Here is a 22,263-nt window from a genome sequence, read left to right on the forward strand (position 1 = left end):
TGCGGTACAGCACGACTCTGCTTGACACAGCGCTACTCATGACGCCTCCGACATCAGGTCGACGAATTTGTCGAACAGCGGCGCGGCGTCGTGCGGACCCGCCGCCGCTTCGGGGTGGTACTGGACGCTGAACGCCGGGCCGTCGAGCAGCCGCAGCCCCTCGACCGCACCGTCGTTCGCGCAGTGGTGGCTGACCATCGCGCGGCCGAAGTCGGTGTCGAACCGCTCGCCCGGCTCGCCCTCGACGGCGAAGCCGTGGTTCTGCGCGGTGATCGCGACCTGGCCGGTCTCGGCGTCGATCACCGGGATGTTGATGCCCCGGTGCCCGTAGCGCAGCTTGTAGGTGCCGCGGCCGAGCGCGCGACCCAGGATCTGATTGCCGAAGCAGATGCCGAACAGCGGCAGCTTGCGGTCCAGGGCCTGGCGGGTCAGCTCGACCTGCTGGTCGGTGGTGGCCGGGTCGCCCGGCCCGTTGGACAGGAACAGCCCGTCCGGCCGCACCGACAGTACTTCGTCCAATGTGGACGACAGCGGCAGCACATGGACCTCGATGCCGCGCTCGGCCATCATCCGCGGCGTGTTGGACTTGATGCCCAGGTCCAGCGCGGCCACGGTGAACCGCTTCTCGCCGACGGCCGGGACGAGGTAGGGCTCGTTGGTCGTGACGTCACCGGCGAGCGAGGCGCCGGCCATCTCGGCGCCGGCCTTGACCGCGGCCACCATCTCGTCGTCGGAACCCAGTTCCGGGCCGGAGAAGATGCCGCCGCGCATCGCGCCCAGCTCGCGGACGTGCCGGGTCAGGGTGCGGGTGTCGATCCCGGCGATGCCGACGATCCCCTGCCGCTCCAGCTCCTCGACCAGCGACCGGCGGGAGCGCCAGTTCGACGGGATGCGGGCGGGGTCGCGCACGGCGTAGCCGGCGACCCAGATGCGCGCGGACTCGTCGTCCTCGTCGTTCCAGCCGGTGTTGCCGATCTGCGGCGCGGTCTGCACCACGATCTGGCGGTGGTACGAGGGGTCGGTCAGGGTCTCCTGGTAGCCGGTCATGCCCGTGGTGAACACGACCTCACCGAGGGTGCGACCCACCTTGCCGTAAGCCTCCCCGCGGAAGATCCGGCCATCCTCGAGCACAAGTGCGGCCGGGGTGTACGCGGTCATTTGTCCTCCTGCCGCGACTCAGCGGAGTCGCGGGTCGATTCGGGTAGGTGGTCGCGTTCGGGTCGTGAGTGCGAAACCGGCCTGGAGCCCTGTTTCGCACTCACGACCTCGTCGGCGGGCGAGATCGCCCGGACCGCTTCGACCCACTCGGTCTGCGTTGTCTTGTCGTCGCCGCGGAACCCGGTGTCCAGCAGCTGCTCGCCCAGCCGCCAGGTCACCACGACCAGGCCGGCTCCGGGCACCACCTTGTTGGCCAGCTTGTGGTCCAGGCGGCTGTCCACGATGGACTCCGCCGGGATCCAGAGGTCGCTGGCCCCGGTTCGTCGCAGCAGCAGACCCGAGGCGTGCAGGTGCGCGATTCCGTTGGCGCGGTGGCCGATGTCGCCGACGGCGATGCGGTCCTGCCAGTCGGTCGCCCGGGTGGTCCCGACGTACATGCCGGTCGCGGCGGGCAGCAGCTCCTCGCCCGGTTCGGCCGGCGGCACCGGGAAGTCCGGCAGTTCGGCGGCCTGGCGGCGGGACCGGTTGGCCCAGCCGCGCCGCATGCCGAAGAACACCAGCGCGACCATCGCGGCCATGCCGAGCACCCACAGGAACCGTTCCATCAGCGCCTCACCTTGCCCTCGTGCGCGGTGACCTTGCCGCGCAGCAGCGTCGCCACCACGCGGCCGGGCAGCCGCATGCCTTCGAACGGCGAGTTCTCCCCGAGGCTGGCCAGCTCCGCGCCGCGCACCGTCCACTCGGCGTCCGGGTCGACCAGCACCAGGTTCGCGGGTTCGCCCGCGGCGACCGGTCGGCCCTGGCCGGTCAGCCCGGCGATCTCGGCGGGCCGCTCGCTCATCACCCGGGCCACGCCGCGCCAGTCCAGCAGGCCGGTGCGCACCATCGTCTGCACGACGATGCCGAGCGCGGTCTGCAGGCCGAGCATGCCGGGCTTCGCCGCGGACCACTCGCAGTCCTTGTCCTGCGCGGCGTGCGGGGCGTGGTCGGTGGCCACGCAGTCCACGGTGCCGTCGGCCAACGCCCGGCGCAGCGCCAGCACGTCGGCTTCGGTGCGCAGCGGCGGGTTGACCTTGTTCACCGGGTCGTAGGTCTCCAGCCGGTCGTCGGTCAGCAGCAGGTGGTGCGGCGTGACCTCGGCCGAAACCCGGCCGTCTGCCTTCCGCGACTTCCACCAGCGCAGGATCTCCGCGGTGCCCTCGGTGGAGACGTGGCAGATGTGCAGCGTGCCGCCGGTGTGCCCGGCGAGCAGGCAGTCGCGCGCGACGATCGCTTCCTCGGCCGGGGCGGGCCAGCCCGCCAAGCCCAGCCGGGCGGCGTTCGCGCCCTCGTGCGCCTGCGCGCCCACCGTCAGCCGCGGCTCCTCGGCGTGCTGCGCGACCACGCCGCCGAAGGACTTCGTGTACTCCAGCGCGCGGCGCATGATCAGCGGGTCGTGCACGCAGTGGCCGTCGTCCGAGAACACCCGGACCTCGGCGGCGCTGCGGCGCATGGTGCCCAGCTCGGCGAGCTTCTCCCCCTTCAGCCCCACCGTCACCGCGCCCACCGGGTGCACGTCGACCAGGCCGACCTCGCGGCCGCGCCGCCAAACGTGCTCGACGATCACGGCGTTGTCCGCGACCGGATCGGTGTTGGCCATCGCGAAGACCGCGGTGTAGCCGCCGAGCGCGGCGGCCGTCGAACCGGTCTCGACGGTCTCGGCGTCCTCCCTGCCCGGCTCCCGCAGGTGCGTGTGCAGGTCCACGAAGCCCGGCAGCGCCACGGCGCCCCCGGCGTGCACGATCTCGTCGACATCCGCAGCGGGACCCGACTCCAGACCAGGACCGATCTCGGCGATCACCTCGCCGTCGACCAGCACGTCCACCGGATCGCCCACGCCGTACGGGCGGACGTCCTTCAACAGCACCCGGCTCATGGCTGTCCCGCCTCCAGTCCCGCCTCTCCGCGATTCACAGTTCCGCCTCTCCGCGATTCACAGTTGTGGTTGCGCCCGGGACCAATCTCACGTTTGGTGGTTTCTTGTGGCTGGTTTGCGTCGCGGTCCCCTTGGGTGCGGTTGAGGAGGACGCGGGTTGACACAGGGCTGCTCATGCGCCGAGCTCCTCTCCGGCCAGCAGGTGGTAGAGCACCGCCATCCGCACGTGCACGCCATTGCTGACCTGCTGGGTGATGGCGGCGCGCGGCGAATCGGCCACGGCCGGCGCGATCTCCATGCCGCGCAGCATCGGGCCGGGGTGCAGGACCACGGCGTGCTCGGGCAGCTTGCCCAGCCGAGCCTCGTTGAGGCCGTAGGCGATCGAGTACTCGCGCGCCGACGGGAAGAACCCGCCGTGCATCCGCTCCGCCTGGACCCGCAGCATCATCACCGCGTCCAGCTTCGGCAGCTCCGGGTCCAGCTCGTGACGCACCTCCGCGCCCCACTGCTGCGCCCCGGCGGGCACCAGCGTCGGCGGCGCGACCAGCACCACCTCGGCGCCGAGGGTGCGCAGCAGGTGCACGTTCGAGCGCGCCACCCGGCTGTGCAGCAGGTCGCCGACGATCGCGATGCGGCGACCGGACAGCTCGCCCAGCCGCTCCCGCAGCGTCGCGGCGTCCAGCAGCGCCTGGGTGGGATGCTCGTGCATGCCGTCGCCGGCGTTTACGACCTGGGTGCCGACCTCGTCCAGCCATCCGGCCAGCCGGTGCGCGGCGCCCGAAGCGGGGTGCCGGATGATCACGCAGTCGGCCCCGGCGGCGGCCAGCGTCAGCGCGGTGTCGCGCAGCGACTCGCCCTTGTTCACCGAAGAACTGCTGGCCGAGACGTTGATCACGTCGGCGCTCATCCACTTCCCGGCGATCTCGAAGGACACCCGGGTGCGCGTGGAGTTCTCGTAGAACAAGGTCACCACGGTCCGGCCGCGCAGCGTCGGCAGCTTCTTGACCTCGCGCCCCAGCAGCGTCTGCTTCAGGGTGTCGGCGGTGTCGAGCACGCTCGTCGCGGTGGCGGCGTCCAGCCCCTCAGTGGAAAGCAGGTGGCGCATCAGTAGGTCACCTCCCCCGTGCCTTGCGGGACTCCCGCACCCGGGCGGCGCAGCACCACGCAGTCCTCGCCGTCGGTCTCGGCGAGCCGCACGGCGACGTCCTCGGAACGCGACGTCGGGATGTTCTTGCCGACGTAGTCGGCGCGGATCGGCAACTCGCGGTGGCCGCGGTCGACCAGCACCGCCAACTGCACGGCCCGCGGTCGGCCCTGGTCACGCAGGGCGTCGAGGGCGGCGCGCACGGTGCGGCCGGAGAACAGCACGTCGTCGACGAGCACGACCAGCGCGTTGTCGATGCCCTGCTTGGGCAGGTTGGTGGGCTCCAGCGGACGGTTCGGGCGGTGCCGCAGGTCGTCGCGGAAGAGCGTGATGTCGAGGGTGCCCGTGGGCACCGTCACGCCGCTGAATTCGCCGATCTTCGCGGCGAGCCGCCGAGCGAGCGAGGTCCCCCTGGTGGGGATGCCCAGCAGCACCACGTCGCTGTTTCCGGCGTCCAGCGCGGTCTTCTCGATGATCTGGTGGGCGATCCGGGCTATCGTGCGCGCAACGTCACCGGCCGAAAGCAGCTCCCGCTGCCCGACCGGGTCCGCCGCGTCCGCCGGTTGGCGTGACGCCACGGTGCGACCTCCTTCCCCGCCTCTCTGGACGGGTCCTTAAAGGATGGTGTATGAGCTGCCCCGCAGTGGCGGGCTCGAAAACCGCTGCCGCATGCCGGGCTGCCTTGTACGCTATCAGCGCCGCGAGGTCAATCGACCGGGTGGTGTGGTGGCGTTCGCCGCATTGCCGAGAAAGACCAACTTGACCTGGTGACGCTAGCGAGCGAACATTACTCTCCGTATCGATCTGAGCTTTGCTCCCCGGCTGCCGTTATCGGCTGACGGGGCGAACGAAACGGAGAAACGCCACATGGGCGACTACGCCAAGGCGCTGGGCAGCAAGCTCCGCGCTATCCGCCAGCAGCAGGGTCTGTCGCTGCACGGCGTCGAGCAGAAGTCTGGCGGGCGGTGGAAGGCCGTGGTCGTCGGGTCCTATGAGCGAGGCGACCGTGCGGTGACCGTGCAGAAGCTGGCCGAACTGGCCGACTTCTACGGGGTTCCGGTCGCGGAACTGCTTCCCGAAGGCCGGGTGCCGTCCGGCGCCGAGCCTGCCACCAAAGTTGTGATCAACCTGGAGCGGCTGCAGCAGCTACCTGCGGAGAAGGTGGGCCCGCTGGCCCGCTACGCGGCCACCATCCAGAGCCAGCGCGGTGACTACAACGGCAAGGTGCTGTCCATCCGCACCGAGGACCTGCGATCCCTGGCCATCATCTACGACATGACGCCAGGTGAGCTCACCGAGCAGCTCATCGACTGGGGCGTGCTTCCCCCGGAGGCCCGCCCAGCCCGGGAGGAGTGACACCACACCCGGTCCACCCGTTCGGGCGAGGCCGGGCACGGGAAGGGGCACCCACCGCGACTCAGGAGTCGCAGACGGGTGCCCCTCCGCTATGTCCGAGTGAAGAGAGCGTTCGCCCGGCTATGCCGGATGGAGGTGACCTTCACCCATCACCCGTACGGCGGCGCAGCTACGTGTGAGTGCGCCCTTGTTCGACCAAGGGTGTCCCTCACACGTAACTCGTTCGGGCTAATCTGCGGCGGTCTGCTCCGGGCGGACCGACTTGCGGAGGCTGTCGGCGATGCCGGCGATGCGGCCCAGCACGCCGTTGACGAACCGCGGCGAGTCGTCCGTGGACAGCGCCTTGACCAGCTCCACCGCCTCGTCGATGGCCACCGCCGGCGGCACGTCGTCGCTCCACAGCAGCTCGTACAGGCCCAGCCGCAGCACCGAGCGGTCCACCGCGGGCATCCGCCCGAGCGACCAGCCCTCGGCGTGCTGCGTGAGCAGCTCGTCGATCCGCTCGCGGTTCGCGGTGACACCCTCGACCAGGGTGACCGTGTAGTCGCCGACCGGCGGCACCTCCGGCGAGCCGACCCGATCGGCCAGCAGCGTCACCGCGTCGATGCCGCGCTGGTCGGCCTCGTAGAGGAAGTCCACGGCACGCTTGCGTGCCTTGCTCCGAGAACCCACCTCACACCCTCTTTCCGGCCGGGCCGAGTCCTGCGGCGGATGAGCAGGCGATCATTTGCTACTGACGCGGCTGAGGTACCGGCCGTCGCGCGGGTCGACCTTCACCTTGTCACCGGTGTTGAGGAACAGCGGCACCTGGATCTCCGCACCGGTCTCCAGGGTGGCGGGTTTGGTGCCACCGGTGGAGCGGTCGCCCTGCAGGCCCGGGTCGGTGTGCTGGACGACCAGCTCGACCGAGGCCGGCAGCTCGACGTACAGCGGGTCGTCGTCGTGGCGGGCGACCACCACGGCGCTGTTCTCCAGCATGTAGTTCGCCGCGTCACCGACCACGTCAGGCGAGATGTTGACCTGGTCGTAGGTGTCGGGGTCCATGAACACGTAGTCGGTGCCGTCGTTGTAGAGGTAGGTCATCTCGCGGCGGTCGACGTTCGCGGTGTCCACCTTCACGCCGGCGTTGAAGGTCTTGTCCACGACCTTGCCGGAGAGCACGTTCTTCAGGGTGGTGCGGACGAATGCGCCGCCCTTGCCGGGCTTGACGTGCTGGAAGTTCACGACGGTCCACAACTGGCCGTCGATGTTGAGCACCAGTCCGTTCTTCAAGTCGTTCGTGGATGCCACGGTGGGGGTCTCTCCTGTGGTGATGGCTTGGGCGTGTTTCGTCTGCAACGCGAACCGGATTCCGGCGGGGCCGGCGCACCTCGGTGCGTCAGACTTCGACGAGCTCCTTCGTCGTCAAGGTGAGGAGCTCCGGTGTGCTGGGACGCACGACCAGCGTGTCCTCGATGCGGACCCCGCCCCGGCCTGCCAGGTAGACGCCAGGCTCGACGGTGACCGCCATCCCGGCGGCGATTCTACCGTCCCCCCGCTGCGACAACGCCGGTGCCTCGTGGATCTCCAGGCCGACGCCGTGTCCCAGGCCGTGCGGGAACCGCTCGCCGAAGCCCGCGTCCTCGATCAGCTTGCGGGCCGCCGCATCCACGTCCTTCACCTCGGTGCCGATGCTAAGCGCGCCCCGCCCGGCGGCCTGCGAGGCGCGCACCAGCTCGTAGATCTCGCGCTGCCAATCCGCGGGCTTGCCGAGCACCACGGTCCGGGTCATGTCCGAGTGGTAGCCGTCGACGAGTGCGCCGAAGTCCATCTTCACGAAGTCGCCGGCGGCCAGGACAGCGCCGGTCGGCCGGTGGTGCGGCACCGCGGAGTTCGGCCCGGCGGCGATGATCGTGGCGAACGACGGCCCGGCGGCGCCGTTGTCGAGCATCCGGGTCTCCAGTTCGCGGGCGACCTCCAGCTCGGTGCGGCCGGGGCACAGCCCGCCGTGCTCGATGAGGTCGGCCAGCGCCCGGTCGGCGGCGGCGCAGGCCATCCGCAGCGCCTCGATCTCCGTTTCGTCCTTGATCAGCCGCAGCCGCTCGACGAGGCCCGGCGCGCGCACCAGCTCTGCCTTGCCCGCCGCGTCGGCGAGCGCGTCGCGGCCGTCGACGGTGACGTGCTGGCTCTCGAAGCCGACCCGGCGGTGCTCGGCGGCGGTGCCCCCGATCCGCTCGGCCAACGCCAGATCGCTCGCCCGCTCGATGACCCGCTCCAGGTCCGGCACCTGCGACTCGGCCTGGGTCAGGTACCGGCCATCGGTGCAGAACACGGTGTGCGGCTCGGTTCCCGGCTCGTCGGCGGCGTGCACCACCAGCGCCGCGTTCGATCCGGTGAAGCCGGTCAGGTAGCGGATGTTGAGCAGCTCGGTCACCAACATCGCGTCCAACTCCTGCTCGCGCAGGTGGTTGCGGAGGGCGTGGCGTCGGTGGGCGTGCGGTTCGGACATGTTTCGGAGCCTAACCCGCGAATCCGCGAACGGGCCGGGTCACGCCGGCATCGGCGGGAAGCCGCCACGACCTTGCGCGGGGCGGGTCGTCGGCGCCCGGCGCTACCCTGCCGGCATGTCGCTGTCGTGGAGCGCGTTCGCCAGTCCCTTCGGGGAACTGACGGTGGTCGCGACCGCATCCGGGGTTTGCCGGGTGGACTTCGCAGGGCCGGATCGGGCGCTCGGCGAGTTCGACGAGGCCGCGTTGAGCCGGGACACCGGCGTCGCGTCCGAGGCCGCGCGGCAGCTCGGCGAGTACTTCGCGCGGCAGCGCCGGGAGTTCGACCTGCCGATCGAGTGGGAGCCGCTGGAGGGGCTGCGGTTGCACGTGCTGCGCACGTTGCACGAAATGGTGCCGTTCGGCGAGACGGTGAGCTACAAGCAGCTGGCGGAGCTGTCCGGGCGGCCGGAGGCTTCGCGGGCCGTCGGCACGATCATGGGCAGCAACCCGGTCCCGTTGCTCGTGCCGTGCCACCGGGTGCTGGCCAGCGGCGGCGGGCTCGGCGGTTTCGGCCCCGGGTTGGAGGCCAAGCGGCGGCTGCTGGTGCTGGAGGGCGTCCTGGAACCCAGCCTGCTGGAGCTGGACCTGCTGTCGTGAGTGATCGTGCCGGTAAACCGGTCTTGAGTCGGAACATTCACCCACGAGGGACAGGTGGTAGGTCGTCGCCTTCTGGCCCAGGGTCACCGGAATCGGGATTTCCTCGCAGTTCCCGAAACCACGTGCAGCGCCGCGCTGAGGTCCGGTGAGGTGTCGGCCGAGCAGATCGCCAAAGTGCATTCCGGGGGCGAGCTTTTCCCCGCAACGGCTCAGGAATTCGGCCCGGTAGAACGCGGAGTTACCGTCGTAGACGACGAAGCCTGCTCCGTTGTCCACATCGAGCAGGACGTCGAAGCTGCCGCCGGTTGTCCATCGTGCAGCTCGGCCACGTGCGCAATTTCGCGAGAAATTGACGTTCACCCAGGTGACGGTCAATTTCTCGCGAAATTGTCACCACCTGCACGAACGCACCGCGGCGATCACGAAGCGCAACGATGCCCCGTCACCCGGGGTGGGCGCAATTTCTCGCGAAATTGCGCCCACCCCGGGTGACGGGGCCTGCTTCGGGCACGCGTTCCCGGGCTCGCGGTTGGTGCTGTCGGGATTCGTGAGGGATGCCAGCCGATTTCCGGAAACCGGGAACCGTTCCCGGACTTTCGCGCTGTTGCCGGTTTTCGCCATCCACGGAATCCGGTTGTCCGGAAATGGCTTGTTCGCTGGGTTGGATCGAGCAGTCGTCGGCGGCGCTTCGGAGTATTGGCGGTTGGTGAGGCCGCTCCCACAATTGTTGTGACCCTAAACTAATTCCCCGCCCCGAAGGGATTTGCCGTGCTCAGCAGACGATCCTTCCTCGGCGGCGTCTCCGCCGCCGCCCTCGCCGTCCCCGCCATCGGCAGCCTCGGCACCGTTCCGGCGGCCCTCGCCGGGCCGCGCCGCCCCGACGTCCCGCTACCGCTGACAATCGTCAACCAGAGCGGCCAGTTCGACAACGCCTCGATCTGGGTCTACGTCGTCGGCGTGAACCTCGACTCCGGCGAGCAGTCCCGGGTCACCCCGGACGGCCGACTGGTGGCGGTTTCGCCGTCCGACAACGGCTCCGACGGCTTCGCCGACTACGCCATCCCGCTGCAGGACAGCGGCGACACCACGTTGAACCTGCCGAGCATGTCCGGCCGGATCTACTTCGCGCTGGACGAGAAGCTGAAGTTCAAGGTCGTCGCGGGCGGCGACGGCAAGCCCGCGCTGCAGTACCCGGCGGGCTGGGTCGACACCGACCCGAACCACTCGATCCCGCACGACACCGTCGAGTTCACCCTTAAACGCGACGGCATGTACTGCAACACCACGATGGTCGACATGTTCAGCGTGCCGCTGTCGATCCGGCTGCGGGGCGCGCAGGACCAGACCACCGGCACGATCGCCGCCAGCGGTCGCGAGCGAATCCTGAGCGGTGTCACGGAGAACGCGGACTTCGCCGGGCTGCGCCAGGACGACCTACGGGTGATCGCGCCGGGCCACGGGCTCGACCTCGGCGCTTTCTACGACACCTACTACGACTCCTACATCGAGGCGGTCTGGGCCAAGTACCAGGGCTCCCAGCTGAAGGTGAACACCGGCGACGGCCGGATCTTCACCGGCCAGATCTCGGGCGACACCTTCAACTTCGACGGCGGCGTGCAACCGATCGGCCGACCGTCCACAAGGGATGTTCTGTTCTGCGACGGCGCGCTGGCCGCCCCCAACGACGGCATCACCGGGCCGGTGGCGGCGATCCTGGGCGCCGGGTTCAACCGGTCGATCCTGCTGGACCTCGCCGACCAGCCCGGCACCGACCCGGGCGCGTTCTACCAGCACCAGGTCACCAACCACTTCGCCAAGGTGATGCACGCCAACACCGAGGACGGCAAGGCGTACGGGTTCGCCTTCGACGACGTGGCCGGTTTCGCCTCCTACATCCAGGACGGCGCGCCGAAGTCGATCACCGTGACGCTGACGCCGTGGTGACCGGTTCCGGCTCCCGCCGCGGCGCGGCGACCCGGATCGACACCGAGAAGGCCGTCGCCAGCAGGCACAGCAGGCCCGCGCCGTACCAGGCGGCGGCGTAGTCGCCGAACTGGTCGCGCACCACGCCCGCGATGCTGGCGATGGCCGCCGCGCCGATCTGGTGCGAGGCGAACACCCAGCCGAACACCACTGAGGCGCGGGGCCCGAAGTGCTCCCGGCACAGCGCCATGGTCGGCGGCACGGTGGCCACCCAGTCCAGCCCGTAAAACACCACGAACAGCACCATGCTCGCCTCCACCGAGGGGCCGAGCAGCTGCGGCAGGACGAACAGCGACAGGCCGCGCAGCGTGTAGTAGGCGGCGAGCAGCACACGCGGGTTGACCTTGTCGGTCAGCCAGCCGGAGAGCACCGTGCCGAGCACGTCGAAGACGCCGATCACCGCGAGCAGCCCGGCGGCGGTCGTGGTCGGCATGCCGTGGTCGTGCGCCGCCGGCACGAAGTGCGTGTTCACCAGGCCGTTGGTGCTCGCCCCGCAGATCGCGAAACCACCGGCCAACAGCCAGAAAGCGGGCTTGCGGGTCGCGTCGCGCAGGGTGCGCAGCGCGATCACGGCCGGGTTGCCGCGGTCGCGGACCTGCTCCGGATCCACGCCCGTCGCGCCGTAGGCGGTTACGCCGGCGTCGCGGGGGTGATCGCGCATCACCAGCAGCACCAGCAGGCCGACCAGCAGTGCGGTCCCGGCGATGACCAGCGACGTGAACCGCCAGCCTTGGCTCTCGACGAGCACGGCCGCCAGCGGCAGGAAGATCAGCTGCCCGGTCGCGCTACCGGCGGTCAGCACGCCGCTGACCAGCCCGCGCCGCTGCACGAACCACCGATCGACCACAGTGGACACAAACGCCAGCGCCATCGACCCGGTGCCCACTCCCACCAGGAGACCCCAGCACACGATCAGCTGCCAGCTGGCCGTCATGAACACCGTCAGCCCGCTGCCGACCGCAATGAGCAGCAGCGCCGCGACGGTGACCCGGCGGATGCCGAAGCGCGCCATCAGCGCCGCCGCGAACGGCGCCGTGAGGCCGTAGAGCAGGAGGTTCAGCGACACGGCGGCCGAGATGACGCTGTGCGGCCAGCCGAACTCGTCGTGCAGCGGATTCATGAAGACTCCGGGCATCGACCGGAAGGCGGCGGACCCGAGCAGGGCGATGAAGGCGACACCGGCCACCCACCAGGCAGGGTGGACGCGTCGCGCGGTCCCAGTGGTGATCACCCTGCCAGCCTCGCCGAGTCCGCCGCCCGGAACCAGTGGCCGGAGAGACAAGATGTGAGAAGATCCGGCCATGGCCACCAGCCCACACAGGATCGCCGTGCTCGGCATCCCCGACGTCGTCGGCTTCGACCTGGCGATCCCCTCGCAGATCTTCGCCGGCGCCCGCGACGAGGACGGCAAGCCGTTCTACGACGTCCAGGTCTGCAGCCTCGACGGCGGCCCGATCCGCACCACCAAGGGGTTCTCCATCCTACCCGGGGCCAGCCCGGACTTCCTGACCGCGCCGGACACGCTGATCATCCCGGGCACCTACGTCGCGGGGCCGCGCACCGACGGCGGCATCGACGCGGAGCTGGCGGACTACCTGGCCGGGCTGCCGCGCGGCACGCGGATCATGTCGATCTGCACCGGTGCCTTCGTGCTCGCCGCGGCCGGGCTGCTCGACGAGCGCCCGGCGACCACACACTGGGCGCACGTCCAGCGGTTCCAACGGCTCTACCCGCAGGTGCGGCTGCACCCGGACGTGCTGTTCGTGGACGACGGCGACGTGCTGACCTCGGCCGGGGTGGCCGCCGGGATCGACCTGTGCCTGCACGTGATTCGCCGCGACCACGGCAGCGAGGTCGCCAACCACGCGGCCCGGTCCAGCGTCGTGCCGCCGTGGCGGGACGGCGGCCAGTCCCAGTTCATCGAGCGGCCGCTGCCGGAAACCGGCGGCAACGGCACCGCACCGACGCGCGCGTGGATGCTCGAACGCCTCGCCGAGCCCCTCACCCTGGACGACGTGGCGGTCCAGGCCGGGATGACCGTGCGCACCTTCACCCGCAGGTTCCGGGAGGAGACCGGCACCAGCCCGCTGGACTGGCTGCTGCAGCAACGCATCGAACGCGCCCGCCACCTCCTGGAAGCGACCGACCTGCCGATCGACGCGGTCGCGGAGCAGTCGGGCCTGCACACCGCGACGTCGCTGCGGAAGCACCTGCGCCTGCGCCTCGGCACCAGTCCCGCCGCCTACCGCCGAACCTTCCGCCGCACGACGTGACCTGACGGCGTGACCTGAGGGCGTGGGTGCCGTGAGCGTTTCTGGGCGCTATGGCACCCAGAAACGCTCACGGGTCCTCTCGCCCCTGGCTGAACTGTCACGGAAAAGGTAATTCGCCGCTGATCAGCGGCGGAGGTCACCGGCCGGGGCGTGCGCGTCCCACTCCTGCTGGGAGACGTCGGCGATCGCCGAACCGTTGGCGGCGGCGGCCTCCGCACTCACCGTCCACAGTAGACCGTTGTCGTCGAGCAGACCGACCACCCCCCGCGGGGATCGCATCGCGGGCGCCGCGGCGCGGATGGTGCCGGCGACCGGTAGCCCGTCCAGCGCGGGCACCCTCACGTCGAGAACCCTGGTGACCAATTGCTCCGCGACGGAGCGACGCTCGACGCGGACCCGCTGCCCATTGCGCACCACATCGACCGTGCGAGCCGGAGATGGCGCCGCGAAGCCGTCGAGGACCGCCGCCGCCTGCCTGGGCGTCCGGCACCCGTCGGCCCCGGTGACGTCGATGCCGAAGTGGCGGATGTCGGTCGGAGCCGGGAACAACGCGGTGGCGCGGAGAAGGTCCACCGGAACCGTCCCGCAAGGATCCACTGTGGACACGGGCGCGTGCCCGCCGGGACCGCGGACGAGACCTGGGCCTTCCTGCCAGGGGCCGGGCACGACCACCGGTACGTAGGGATGGCGGGTGAAATCCCGGTCCCAGAAGGTGATCGTGGTGCCCGTGGCGGTCTGGTGGGCGATCGCGAACGCGTCCAGCGCCGGAACCCACATCCAGTCCGCGCTGAACGCATCCACCACCGAACGCGACCGCTTGGCGCCCGCGGCGTCGAAACCCTTCTCGGTCAAGGCCTGCGGCTGGTCGGTGAACTCGGGATTGCGCGCGCGGAGCACGAACTGGCCAGCGCCGTTCCAGCCCGCGCCGGCAGCGGTGGTGTCGGTGAACATAAGATAGAACCAGCCGTCCAGGTACAGCGCGGAGGGCTGACCCGCGCCGTAGACGTTCTCCCGGTTCACCTCGCCGGAAGCCGTGACGATCGGGCGGCCGCCGGCCTCCCGCCGCCAGGAGAGGCCGTCGGGGCTGCCGGCGACGCCGATGGCGTTGCCGTGTGCGTGATCCCCGGCCGCGCCCGTGTAGTAGAGGTAGTAGCGACCGTCCACTTTCAACACCGACGGGTCGCAGGTGTGCTTGCCGTCGAACCCCCCGGGTCGGCCGCTGAAGATGGGCACCGCGGGAGCGCCACCGGCAGCGGTGAAGGGCCCGTCGGGGCTTCCCGACGCGGCCGTCAAGATGTCGTCGCCCGGCGGGCCGATCCCGGGCAGCTGGCTGCACCACCAGGTGCGGTACTGCCCGCCGTCCTGCAGCACCGTCGGCCCGTAGTTGTAGGGCGCGGGCAACCCTCCGGCGACCACCACCCCGGCGCCGCCCCGCGCGCCACCGACGCCCAGCGCGATCGGTGCCTCGGGAGGCTCAACCCGCTGCTCGGCCCGCGGCTGGGGCCGGGGCGTGCCCTCGACCGGCGCGCACCCGGCCAGCAGCACCACCGCGGCCAACCCGGCCAATCGCCGCAACGGAATCCGATCCCTCACCGATGCTCCCCCAGACCCGCGCCAACACCGAGGTGACGGACACCTCCGCCCAATTTACTTGCAACGCGCGGGCCGCAGGACTCACTACCGATGTATCGCCGCTGGGCACCTAGCCGTGAGTCTTCTGGGTTGCGGTAGGGGCTGCCTGGGCTTGATCGTCCGGAGGGGCGGTAGGGCGGCGGGCTCATGCCTTTCAAGCGGCGCAACCGCTTAGCCCACCCTCACGGCTCGTACCGCCGCGGGTTCTCAGGCTGTGCCCACCCTGTACCGCAGGGGGCCGCCACCCGCACCGCCATGCAGGACGAGAATGGAAACAGCCTCTACAGCGCCCCAAAGACACACGGCCCGGAAAGGGAACTAGCTGCGTGACTTGTCGGCCAGCCACCGGATCGCTAGCGGATAGCCCTCGACGCCGAGGCCGGCGATGACCGCGGTCGAGACGTCGGACAGGTAACTGGTGTGCCGGAACTCCTCGCGCTTGTGCACGTTGGAGATGTGCAGCTCGATCAGGTCCGCTTCGAGCTGCGCCGCCGCATCGCGCACCGCGATGGAGTAGTGCGTCCACGCGCCCGCGTTGAGCACCACCGGCCACCGCTGGTCGGCGGCCTCGTGCAGCCACTGGACCATCTCGCCCTCGTGGTCGGTCTGCCGGACCGCCACCTCCACGCCCAGCTCCTTGCCGGCGCGCTCGCACATCCCGACCAGGTCGGCGTAGGTGGTGCTGCCGTAGACCGAGGGCTCGCGCTTGCCCAGGCGCCCGAGGTTCGGCCCGTTGAGGACGAGGACCTTCACAGCAGCACCTCCGAACCCGGCTTGGCCTCGCCGCCGGTGACCGCCGAGTACGCGGCGGCGATCAGCGACGGGTCCGGTCCCTCGAGGCGACCGGGCTTGGCCAGGCCGTCCAGGACCACGAACCGCAGCACCCCGGAGCGGGTCTTCTTGTCCACCCGCATCGCTTCCAGCAGCTGGCCGAGCGCGTCCGGGGCGTAGCTGGTCGGCAGGCCCAGCAGGTCGAGGACCCGCTTGTGCCGGTCGGCGGTCTCGTCGTCCAGCCGCCCGGCCAACCGCGCCAGCTCCGCGGCGAACACCAGTCCGACGCTGACCGCCGCGCCATGCCGCCAGCGGTAGCGCTCCCGGCGCTCGATGGCGTGGGCCAGCGTGTGGCCGTAGTTCAGCACCTCGCGCAGGTGCGATTCCTTCAGGTCCGCGGCGACCACGTCGGCCTTGACCTGGATCGACCGGCGCACCAGCTCGCCCAGCACGTCACCGGCTGGATCGGTCGCCACCGCCGGGTCGGCCTCGATGAGCCGCAGGATCTCCGGGTCGGCGATGAAGCCCGCCTTGACGATCTCGGCCATGCCGGCCACGAGCTCGTTGCGCGGCAGCCCCTCCAACGTCGCCAGGTCGGCCAGCACCAGGCTCGGCTCGTGGAACAGCCCGACCAGGTTCTTGCCCGCGTCGGTGTTGATGCCGGTCTTGCCGCCGACCGCGGCGTCCACCATGCCCAGCAGCGTGGTCGGCACGTGCACCACGCGGACCCCGCGCATCCATGTCCCGGCGACGAAACCGGCGACGTCGGTGACCGCGCCGCCGCCGAAGGACACCACCACGCCGTTGCGGTCCATGCCGACCTTGCCCAGGACCTCCCAGCAGAACCCGGCGACCTGCAGGCTCTTGCCGTCCTCGGCGTCCGGGATCTCCACCCGGTGCGCGTCCACCCCGGCCGAGGTCAGCTCCTCTCGGACCGCCTCCACGGTGCTGGTGATGGTGGGCTGGTGCACCAGCGCCACCACCGATGCGTCGCGCAGGAAGTCGACGAGCTCGCCGAGCAGTCCCCGGCCGACCACCACGTCGTAGGGCTGCTGGCTGGCCACCCTGATCCGCACCGGTTCGGTCATCATCGTCCCTTCGGCTGAGCGAGTTCTCGGCTTGGCCCCACCCCTTGCCCGGCGGTGGGTGCGGTTGGAAGCATCCCACTCCCGACCGTCATGATCAGCTGGACGGCTTGTTGCGCACGGACAGGGCGGCGACGACCTGCTCCACGACTTCGGTGGCCGCCACGTGGTCGGTGACGATCTCGACGGCGGCCACCGAGCGGTAAATGGGCAGCCGCGCGTCCAGCAGCGCCTTGAAGGTGGCGCGGGGGTTCACCCCGGCCAGCAGCGGTCGAGCCGTGGACAGCCCGACACGCCGAGCGCCTTCGGCCAGCCCCACCGACAGGAACACCACCGGGTGCCCGGCCAGTCGTTCGCGGGTGCGTTCCGACAGCACCGAGCCGCCGCCGAGCGCCAGAACGCCGTCGTGTTCGCGTAGCCCCGCGGCGACCGCGTCCTCTTCCATGGCCCGGAACGCCGGCTCGCCGTCGTTGGCGAAGATGTCGGCGATGGGCCGACCCGCGGTCCGCACGATGTCGTCGTCGGTGTCCCGGAACGGCACATCGAGGCGCTGCGCCAGCAACTGGCCGATCGTCGTTTTGCCCGCTCCCGGCGGGCCGATCACCACCGCGCGCGGGCCCATCACCGCACCTGCCGCTTCTCGGCGCGCTCGCGCAGCGAGGCGAGGTAGCCCTCGACGTTGCGCCGGGTCTCCGGCAGCGAGTCGCCGCCGAACTTCTCCAGCGCGGCCTCCGCGAGGACCAGCGCGACCATCGTCTCGGCGACCACGGCGGCGCGCGGCACGGCCGTGATATCGGAGCGCTGGTGCATCGCCTGCGCCGGCTCGCCGGTCACCATGTCCACAGTGGCCAGTGCGCGTGGCAGGCTGGAGATCGGCTTCTTCGCGGCGCGGACGATCAGCGGCTCGCCGTTGGTGATGCCGCCTTCCAGGCCGCCCGCCCGGTTGCTGCCCCGCCGCACCCACTTGGCGCCCTGGTCCGGGTAGATCTCGTCGTGCGCCGCGCTACCGCGCCGGTGCGCGTTGGCGAAGCCCTCGCCGATCTCGACGCCCTTGATCGCCTGGATGCTCATCAGCGCACCGGCCAGCCGCGCGTCGAGCTTGCGGTCCCAGTGCACGTGGGAGCCGATGCCCGGGGGCAGCCCGTAGGCGATGACCTCGACAACCCCGCCGAGGGTGTCGCCGTCCTTCTTGGCCGCGTCGACCTCGGCCATCATCTTCTCGGTCGCCTCGTCACCGAAGGCGCGCACCGGGTTGTCGTCGATGGCACCCAGGTCGTCCGGGCCGGGCAGCACGTCGTGCGTGGCGTCGACGCCACCCAGGCTGATGACGTGGCTGACGATCTCGACCCCGAGCAGCTGCCGCAGGAACTGCCGGGCGACCGTGCCGACGGCGACGCGGGCGGCGGTCTCGCGGGCGCTCGCGCGCTCCAGCACCGGGCGAGCCTCTTCGAAGCCGTACTTCTGCATCCCGGCGAGGTCGGCGTGCCCGGGCCGGGGACGGGTCAGCGGCGCGTTGCGGGCCAGCGACGACAGCACGTCTTCGTCGATCGGATCGGCGGCCATCACCTGCTCCCACTTGGGCCACTCGGTGTTGCCGATGCGGATCGCGATCGGGCCGCCCTGGGTCCGGCCGTGCCGGATGCCGCCGATCAGCTCCAGCTCATCGGCCTCGAAGTTCATCCGCGGGCTGCGCCCGAAACCGAGCTTGCGCCGCTCCAGCTGGGTCGCGATGTCGGCGGAGGTCACCTCGACCCCGGCCACCATGCCTTCCAGCACCGCCACCAGGGCGGGACCATGCGATTCTCCAGCGGTCATCCAACGCAGCACAGCTATAGATCCTGCCACGTTCGGTCCCGGGTGAACCCGGCCGGGGGTCCCGCAATGCGCTTTCGCCCGCCCCCGCGCCCTCGGCACCTCCCGGGCGCCACGGGGTCGGACCAGCAGCAACGAAACGCCGTTCGGGATCGCCGCGCCTACGGCCACGGCGCGAAGGCCGTGATGAGCCAGGCCGGGGCGAGCATGGCAGGGCCGTGCGGGACGCCGCCCAGCCGCGTCCACAACGCCGCCACCAGCGTCAACGCCGCCGCGGCGGCCATCACGAACAGCACCGCCGACAGCGACACCGCGCCCACCACGGCACCGAGGCTGCCCGCCAACTTCACGTCGCCCGGCCCCATCGCACCCGACGACACGACGCGCACCAACAGATACGTCCCGGCGAAGACCACCGCGCCGGCAACGGCACCGAGAAGCACATCTGACCTGTGCAGCGCCGCGACGGTCAGCAACACCGCCGCGACCGGATATGCGGGCAGCGTCAGCACATCCGGGAGCCGCCCGGCCAGCACGTCGCACACCGCCAGCAACACCGCGAACCAGCCGAGCGCCAGCGGGATCGCCGCCCACCACAACGGCATCCCGGTCACCACGCGGACGAACACCACGGCCCACAGCAGGCCCACCGCCACCTCGCACCACATGCGAGGCGGCCGAACTCCCCTGCGCATCGAGCAGAGCGCGAGCCGACCCAGCCGACCCGCCGCGAAGCCCGTTGCACCACCAGCGATCCCGATCAACACGATCATCGCAACAGCGTCGGGCACACGACGGGGAACATCCGGCTTCCCAGCCGCGAAGGTGCGCGTGTCGGGCAGCCGGCCAAGGCCCGTGAGCGCTTTCAGGCGCTATCGCACCAAAAAGCACTCACGGGGCATTCAGGCCCCCACCGCGAACAGCGGGTCGCCCGCGACGACCTGACCGTCCTCGCGCACATCGGTCAGGGCGTCCGGCACGACGTCCAGGGCGACGACCGGGCAGATCGACGAGTAGCCGTGCGACTCCACCTCGGACGGATCCCAGGTGACAATGCGCTGGCCCGCCTCGACGACGTCGCCCTTCGCCACGTGCAGCTCGAAGCCCTCGCCCTTGAGCTTCACCGTGTCGATGCCCAGGTGCACCAGGATCGCGGCGCCGCCGGGCGAGGCGATGACGAAAGCGTGCGGGTGCAGGGTCGCGACCGTGCCGGCCACCGGCGCGACCGCGTCGGCCCGACCGCCGGTCGGCTTCACCGCCACGCCCGGACCCACCATGGCCTGCGAGAACACCGGGTCGGGCACCTCGCTGATCGCGGTGGCCAGGCCCGCCACCGGACTGCCGACCTCGGTGCTCACCGCAGGTCCTCGATGTCCTCGGCCAGGGTGTCCGCTTCCGGGCCCACCACGACCTGCACGACCGGGCCCTGCACCATCACGCCGTGCGCCCCGGCGGCCTTCAGCGCCGCCTCGTCGATCTTGGAACCGTCCTCGACTTCGCAGCGCAGCCGCGTGATGCACGGCTCGATCTCCACCACGTTGTCCCCGCCGCCAAGTGCGGCCAGGATTGCCGCGGCCTTGTCCTGAGCCACCCCGTGCTCCCTTCGTCCTCCGACGACGCAGGCGTTGCGCACCGCGTCGAGACGATCTTGCGCCACTGGGTGTCGATGCGGCAACGAATCGCGAGCCGTCTTGACACCCGATCGCATGAAAGCGCATTGTTCGCAACCGACTGGTTTAGACCGGACAGTACCAACCCCGTAGGACCGGTGAACAGCACTGGATTCGATCCGCCCGCGTTCGACCGGTGCCGGGTGCCCAAGGGGTGCACCGTGCGTCGATGTCCGGCAAGACCGCTGGCAAGACCGATGGAGGCAGCGTGGCCGCACGGCGAACCACAGACGGCTGTTCCCGCCCGGGAACGGCTGACGTGCTGCGCGACGGCCCGACGCCGAAGCACGCCCAGCTGCGCGAGATCCTGCGCGAGCTGGCGAGCGAGGAACTGCTGCCAGGTTCGCCGGTGCCGTCCGAACGCGACCTCGCGGTGCGCTACGGCGTGTCCCGGCTCACCGTCCGCGAGGCGGTCGGACAGCTCGTCGCCGAGGGCCTGCTGGTGCGGGTCCGAGGCAAGGGCACCTTCACCACCCGGCCCCGGGTGGACTCCCAACTGCACCTCGCCTCGTTCACCGAGGACATGCGCCGCCGCGGCATGCGGCCGGAGACGGTGCTGCTCGACGCGGCCGAGGCGGTCCCGCCGACCGCCACCGCCGAAGCGCTCGACCTCCGGCCTGACCAGCACGCGTACTGGCTCTGCCGGCTGCGCAAGGCCGATGGTGCGCCGATGGCGGTGGAACGCGGCTGGTACCACGCCGGGCTGCTGCCCGGCCTGCTCGACCACGACCTGACCGATTCGATGTACACCCTGCTGGCCCGCAACTACCAGGTGCAGCTGGAAAACGGCACGCAGACCGTGCTCGCCGAGGGCGCCGACGCCGAAACCGCGCGGCTGCTCGGGGTCCGCACCGGCAGTCCGGTCCTGGTGTTCCGCCGGATCTCCACGGCGCAGGGCCGGCCGATCGAGGACATGACTTCCTGGTATCGCGGCGATCTGTACCAGGTGACCATGCAGCTGGACCGCAACCCGAGCGGCTCCAGCCACCACCGCCCGTCCAGGCGGCCCACCAGGCCGACCGGACGCCAACATCCCGCCAGACGACCCGGTCTCCACGACACAGGAGGTAACCGATGAGTGCCAGCGCCACCACGGCGAGCGGCAACGGGAAGGGTTTCGCCCTACTGCAACGGCTCGGCCGGAGCCTGATGCTGCCGATCGCCGTCCTGCCCGCCGCCGCGCTGCTGATGCGCCTCGGCCAGGACGACCTGCTCGGCAAGGAGGGGCTCGGTGCGGTGCTGCCCTGGATGCAGCCCGTGGCCGGGGTGATCGGCTCGGCCGGTAACGCGCTGTTCAACTACCTGCCGCTGCTGTTCGCCATCGGTGTGGCGATCGGTTTCGCGAAGAAGGCCGACGGCTCCACGGCGCTGGCCGGCGCGGTGGGCTACCTGGTGCTCTCCGGCGTGCTCTGGGAGATCACCGGCACCGAGTCGGACAAGGCGTTCAACAAGGGCCCGTACGGCGTGCTCGGCGGCATCATCGCCGGGTTGACCGCGGCCTGGCTGTGGCAGCGGTACCACCGCATCAAGCTGCCCGCCTACCTGGGCTTCTTCGGTGGACGGCGCTTCGTGCCGATCATCACCGCGTTCGCCATGGTGATCGCCGGCGTGGTCCTGGGCCTGGTGTTCCCGATCTTCGACGCCGGTCTGACGGCCTTCAGCGACGCGGTCACCCAGAACGCGGTGCTCGGCGGCGGCATCTACGGCGTGATCAACCGGCTGCTGCTGCCGTTCGGCCTGCACCACATCCCGAACAACGTGGTCTGGTTCCTCTTCGGCGACTACCACGGTGAGAAGGGCGACATCGCCCGTTTCTTCGCCGGCGACCCGAACGCCGGCACCTTCATGACCGGCTTCTTCCCGATCTTCATGTTCGCCCTGCCCGCCGCGGCGCTGGCCATCTGGCAGTGCGCGAAGCCGTCGCAGCGCAAGATCGTCGGCGGCGTGATGATCTCGGTGGCGCTCACCGCGTTCATCACCGGCATCACCGAGCCGCTGGAGTTCTCGTTCATCTTCGTGGCCTGGCCGCTGCTGCTGGTCCACGCGGTGCTCACCGGGACCTCGATGGCGCTGGTCAACGCGCTGGACATCCACAGCGGGTTCGGGTTCTCCGCGGGCGCTATCGACTACGTGCTCAACTTCGGCATCTCGCAGAACTCGCTGTGGCTGATCCCGATCGGCCTGGGCTACGCGGTCATCTACTACTTCGTGTTCCGGTTCGTGATCACGAAGTGGAACCTGCGCACCCCGGGCCGTGACGAGGACGACACGGAAAACGCCGAGGTGGGCGCGGATAATGCTGGTGGGGACGCCAAGCCGGGCCCCGACAGGAGCTGACC

23 protein-coding genes are annotated in these 22,263 nt (G+C 70.5%); 6 read left to right on the plus strand and 17 right to left on the minus strand.

Annotated elements, in window-relative coordinates; all coding sequences use genetic code 11:
• Nucleotides 1–36: 36 nt before the first annotated feature.
• From carA to pyrR, 5 genes are all read right to left on the minus strand, one after another.
• Entirely contained in the window at nucleotides 37–1,158 is a 1,122-nt protein-coding gene (gene carA, locus FDZ84_RS02710) for a glutamine-hydrolyzing carbamoyl-phosphate synthase small subunit (RefSeq protein ID WP_168584565.1), read from the minus strand.
• Nucleotides 1,155–1,763 carry a transporter gene (locus FDZ84_RS02715; RefSeq protein ID WP_246868751.1) on the minus strand — a complete coding sequence of 203 codons (609 nt, stop codon included), beginning with the start codon at nucleotides 1,761–1,763 and terminating at the stop codon, nucleotides 1,155–1,157. The genes carA and FDZ84_RS02715 overlap by 4 nt, the downstream gene beginning before the upstream one ends.
• Nucleotides 1,763–3,073: a dihydroorotase gene (locus tag FDZ84_RS02720; protein WP_168584566.1), complete on the minus strand. Its 1,311-nt coding sequence runs from the start codon at nucleotides 3,071–3,073 to the stop codon at nucleotides 1,763–1,765. The genes FDZ84_RS02715 and FDZ84_RS02720 overlap by 1 nt, the downstream gene beginning before the upstream one ends.
• A gap of 172 nt (nucleotides 3,074–3,245) precedes the next feature.
• On the minus strand, nucleotides 3,246–4,178 hold the full coding sequence (locus FDZ84_RS02725; RefSeq protein ID WP_168584567.1) for an aspartate carbamoyltransferase catalytic subunit: 933 nt from the start codon (nucleotides 4,176–4,178) through the stop codon (nucleotides 3,246–3,248).
• Nucleotides 4,178–4,795, minus strand: coding sequence for a bifunctional pyr operon transcriptional regulator/uracil phosphoribosyltransferase PyrR (pyrR, locus tag FDZ84_RS02730; protein WP_168584568.1), 618 nt, complete (start codon nucleotides 4,793–4,795; stop codon nucleotides 4,178–4,180). Before pyrR ends, FDZ84_RS02725 begins: the two co-directional genes overlap by 1 nt.
• Before the next feature lie 289 nt (nucleotides 4,796–5,084).
• On the opposite strand from pyrR, the gene FDZ84_RS02735 reads away from it, so the two are divergent.
• Complete coding sequence (locus tag FDZ84_RS02735) at nucleotides 5,085–5,573, plus strand: transcriptional regulator (RefSeq protein WP_010311046.1); 489 nt, start codon at nucleotides 5,085–5,087, stop codon at nucleotides 5,571–5,573.
• A gap of 228 nt (nucleotides 5,574–5,801) precedes the next feature.
• Here the strand turns inward: FDZ84_RS02735 and nusB are convergent, their stop codons facing one another.
• The 3 genes from nusB to FDZ84_RS02750 form a co-directional block, all read right to left on the minus strand.
• Entirely contained in the window at nucleotides 5,802–6,245 is a 444-nt protein-coding gene (gene nusB / locus FDZ84_RS02740) for a transcription antitermination factor NusB (protein WP_168584569.1), read from the minus strand.
• A gap of 51 nt (nucleotides 6,246–6,296) precedes the next feature.
• Complete coding sequence (gene efp, locus FDZ84_RS02745; RefSeq protein WP_168584570.1) at nucleotides 6,297–6,863, minus strand: elongation factor P; 567 nt, start codon at nucleotides 6,861–6,863, stop codon at nucleotides 6,297–6,299.
• Nucleotides 6,864–6,951: 88 nt separating this feature from the next.
• Nucleotides 6,952–8,061 carry a Xaa-Pro peptidase family protein gene (locus tag FDZ84_RS02750; protein ID WP_168584571.1) on the minus strand — a complete coding sequence of 370 codons (1,110 nt, stop codon included), beginning with the start codon at nucleotides 8,059–8,061 and terminating at the stop codon, nucleotides 6,952–6,954.
• On the opposite strand from FDZ84_RS02750, the gene FDZ84_RS02755 reads away from it, so the two are divergent.
• Together FDZ84_RS02755 and FDZ84_RS02760 are read left to right on the plus strand one after the other, a co-directional pair.
• Complete coding sequence (locus tag FDZ84_RS02755) at nucleotides 8,060–8,698, plus strand: methylated-DNA--[protein]-cysteine S-methyltransferase (RefSeq protein ID WP_246868752.1); 639 nt, start codon at nucleotides 8,060–8,062, stop codon at nucleotides 8,696–8,698. The genes FDZ84_RS02750 and FDZ84_RS02755 overlap by 2 nt on opposite strands.
• Before the next feature lie 768 nt (nucleotides 8,699–9,466).
• Nucleotides 9,467–10,642, plus strand: coding sequence for a glycoside hydrolase family 64 protein (locus FDZ84_RS02760; protein ID WP_168584572.1), 1,176 nt, complete (start codon nucleotides 9,467–9,469; stop codon nucleotides 10,640–10,642).
• Here FDZ84_RS02760 and FDZ84_RS02765 read toward each other — a convergent pair.
• On the minus strand, nucleotides 10,617–11,984 hold the full coding sequence (locus tag FDZ84_RS02765; RefSeq protein WP_168584573.1) for an MFS transporter: 1,368 nt from the start codon (nucleotides 11,982–11,984) through the stop codon (nucleotides 10,617–10,619). The two genes, FDZ84_RS02760 and FDZ84_RS02765, sit on opposite strands and share 26 nt — an antisense overlap.
• Between FDZ84_RS02765 and FDZ84_RS02770 the strand changes: the two genes are divergently transcribed.
• A complete protein-coding gene (locus FDZ84_RS02770; protein WP_168584574.1) occupies nucleotides 11,983–12,954 on the plus strand; it encodes a GlxA family transcriptional regulator in 972 nt (323 codons plus the stop codon). The genes FDZ84_RS02765 and FDZ84_RS02770 overlap by 2 nt on opposite strands.
• A 123-nt stretch (nucleotides 12,955–13,077) precedes the next feature.
• Here FDZ84_RS02770 and FDZ84_RS02775 read toward each other — a convergent pair whose 3' ends face one another.
• The 8 genes from FDZ84_RS02775 to FDZ84_RS02810 all read right to left on the minus strand — a co-directional run bounded on the left by FDZ84_RS02775 (nucleotide 13,078) and on the right by FDZ84_RS02810 (nucleotide 19,845).
• Nucleotides 13,078–14,547 carry a beta-xylosidase gene (locus FDZ84_RS02775; RefSeq protein WP_246868753.1) on the minus strand — a complete coding sequence of 490 codons (1,470 nt, stop codon included), beginning with the start codon at nucleotides 14,545–14,547 and terminating at the stop codon, nucleotides 13,078–13,080.
• 357 nt (nucleotides 14,548–14,904) lie between these two features.
• Nucleotides 14,905–15,339, minus strand: a complete 435-nt coding sequence (gene aroQ, locus FDZ84_RS02780; RefSeq protein ID WP_168584575.1) for a type II 3-dehydroquinate dehydratase — start codon at nucleotides 15,337–15,339, stop codon at nucleotides 14,905–14,907.
• Nucleotides 15,336–16,445 carry a 3-dehydroquinate synthase gene (gene aroB / locus FDZ84_RS02785; RefSeq protein ID WP_168589753.1) on the minus strand — a complete coding sequence of 370 codons (1,110 nt, stop codon included), beginning with the start codon at nucleotides 16,443–16,445 and terminating at the stop codon, nucleotides 15,336–15,338. The genes aroQ and aroB overlap by 4 nt, the downstream gene beginning before the upstream one ends.
• 94 nt (nucleotides 16,446–16,539) lie before the next feature.
• Nucleotides 16,540–17,064: a shikimate kinase gene (locus FDZ84_RS02790; protein ID WP_168584576.1), complete on the minus strand. Its 525-nt coding sequence runs from the start codon at nucleotides 17,062–17,064 to the stop codon at nucleotides 16,540–16,542.
• On the minus strand, nucleotides 17,064–18,269 hold the full coding sequence (aroC, locus tag FDZ84_RS02795; protein ID WP_168584577.1) for a chorismate synthase: 1,206 nt from the start codon (nucleotides 18,267–18,269) through the stop codon (nucleotides 17,064–17,066). The genes FDZ84_RS02790 and aroC overlap by 1 nt, the downstream gene beginning before the upstream one ends.
• A gap of 146 nt (nucleotides 18,270–18,415) precedes the next feature.
• Nucleotides 18,416–19,027 carry an A24 family peptidase gene (locus tag FDZ84_RS02800; protein ID WP_168584578.1) on the minus strand — a complete coding sequence of 204 codons (612 nt, stop codon included), beginning with the start codon at nucleotides 19,025–19,027 and terminating at the stop codon, nucleotides 18,416–18,418.
• A 129-nt stretch (nucleotides 19,028–19,156) separates the two neighbouring features.
• A complete protein-coding gene (locus FDZ84_RS02805) occupies nucleotides 19,157–19,612 on the minus strand; it encodes a PTS glucose transporter subunit IIA (RefSeq protein ID WP_168584579.1) in 456 nt (151 codons plus the stop codon).
• The gene (locus tag FDZ84_RS02810; protein WP_168589754.1) at nucleotides 19,609–19,845 is read right to left on the minus strand and encodes a glucose PTS transporter subunit EIIB; all 237 of its coding nucleotides are present in this window, start codon (nucleotides 19,843–19,845) and stop codon (nucleotides 19,609–19,611) included. The genes FDZ84_RS02805 and FDZ84_RS02810 overlap by 4 nt, the downstream gene beginning before the upstream one ends.
• Before the next feature lie 287 nt (nucleotides 19,846–20,132).
• On the opposite strand from FDZ84_RS02810, the gene FDZ84_RS02815 reads away from it, so the two are divergent.
• Nucleotides 20,133–21,002, plus strand: a complete 870-nt coding sequence (locus FDZ84_RS02815; protein ID WP_246868754.1) for a GntR family transcriptional regulator — start codon at nucleotides 20,133–20,135, stop codon at nucleotides 21,000–21,002.
• On the plus strand, nucleotides 20,999–22,261 hold the full coding sequence (locus FDZ84_RS02820; RefSeq protein ID WP_168584580.1) for a PTS transporter subunit EIIC: 1,263 nt from the start codon (nucleotides 20,999–21,001) through the stop codon (nucleotides 22,259–22,261). The genes FDZ84_RS02815 and FDZ84_RS02820 overlap by 4 nt, the downstream gene beginning before the upstream one ends.
• Nucleotides 22,262–22,263: the final 2 nt, after the last annotated feature.

The sequence above is a fragment of the Saccharopolyspora sp. ASAGF58 genome (assembly GCF_012277335.1).
GTDB lineage: Bacteria > Actinomycetota > Actinomycetes > Mycobacteriales > Pseudonocardiaceae > Saccharopolyspora > Saccharopolyspora hattusasensis.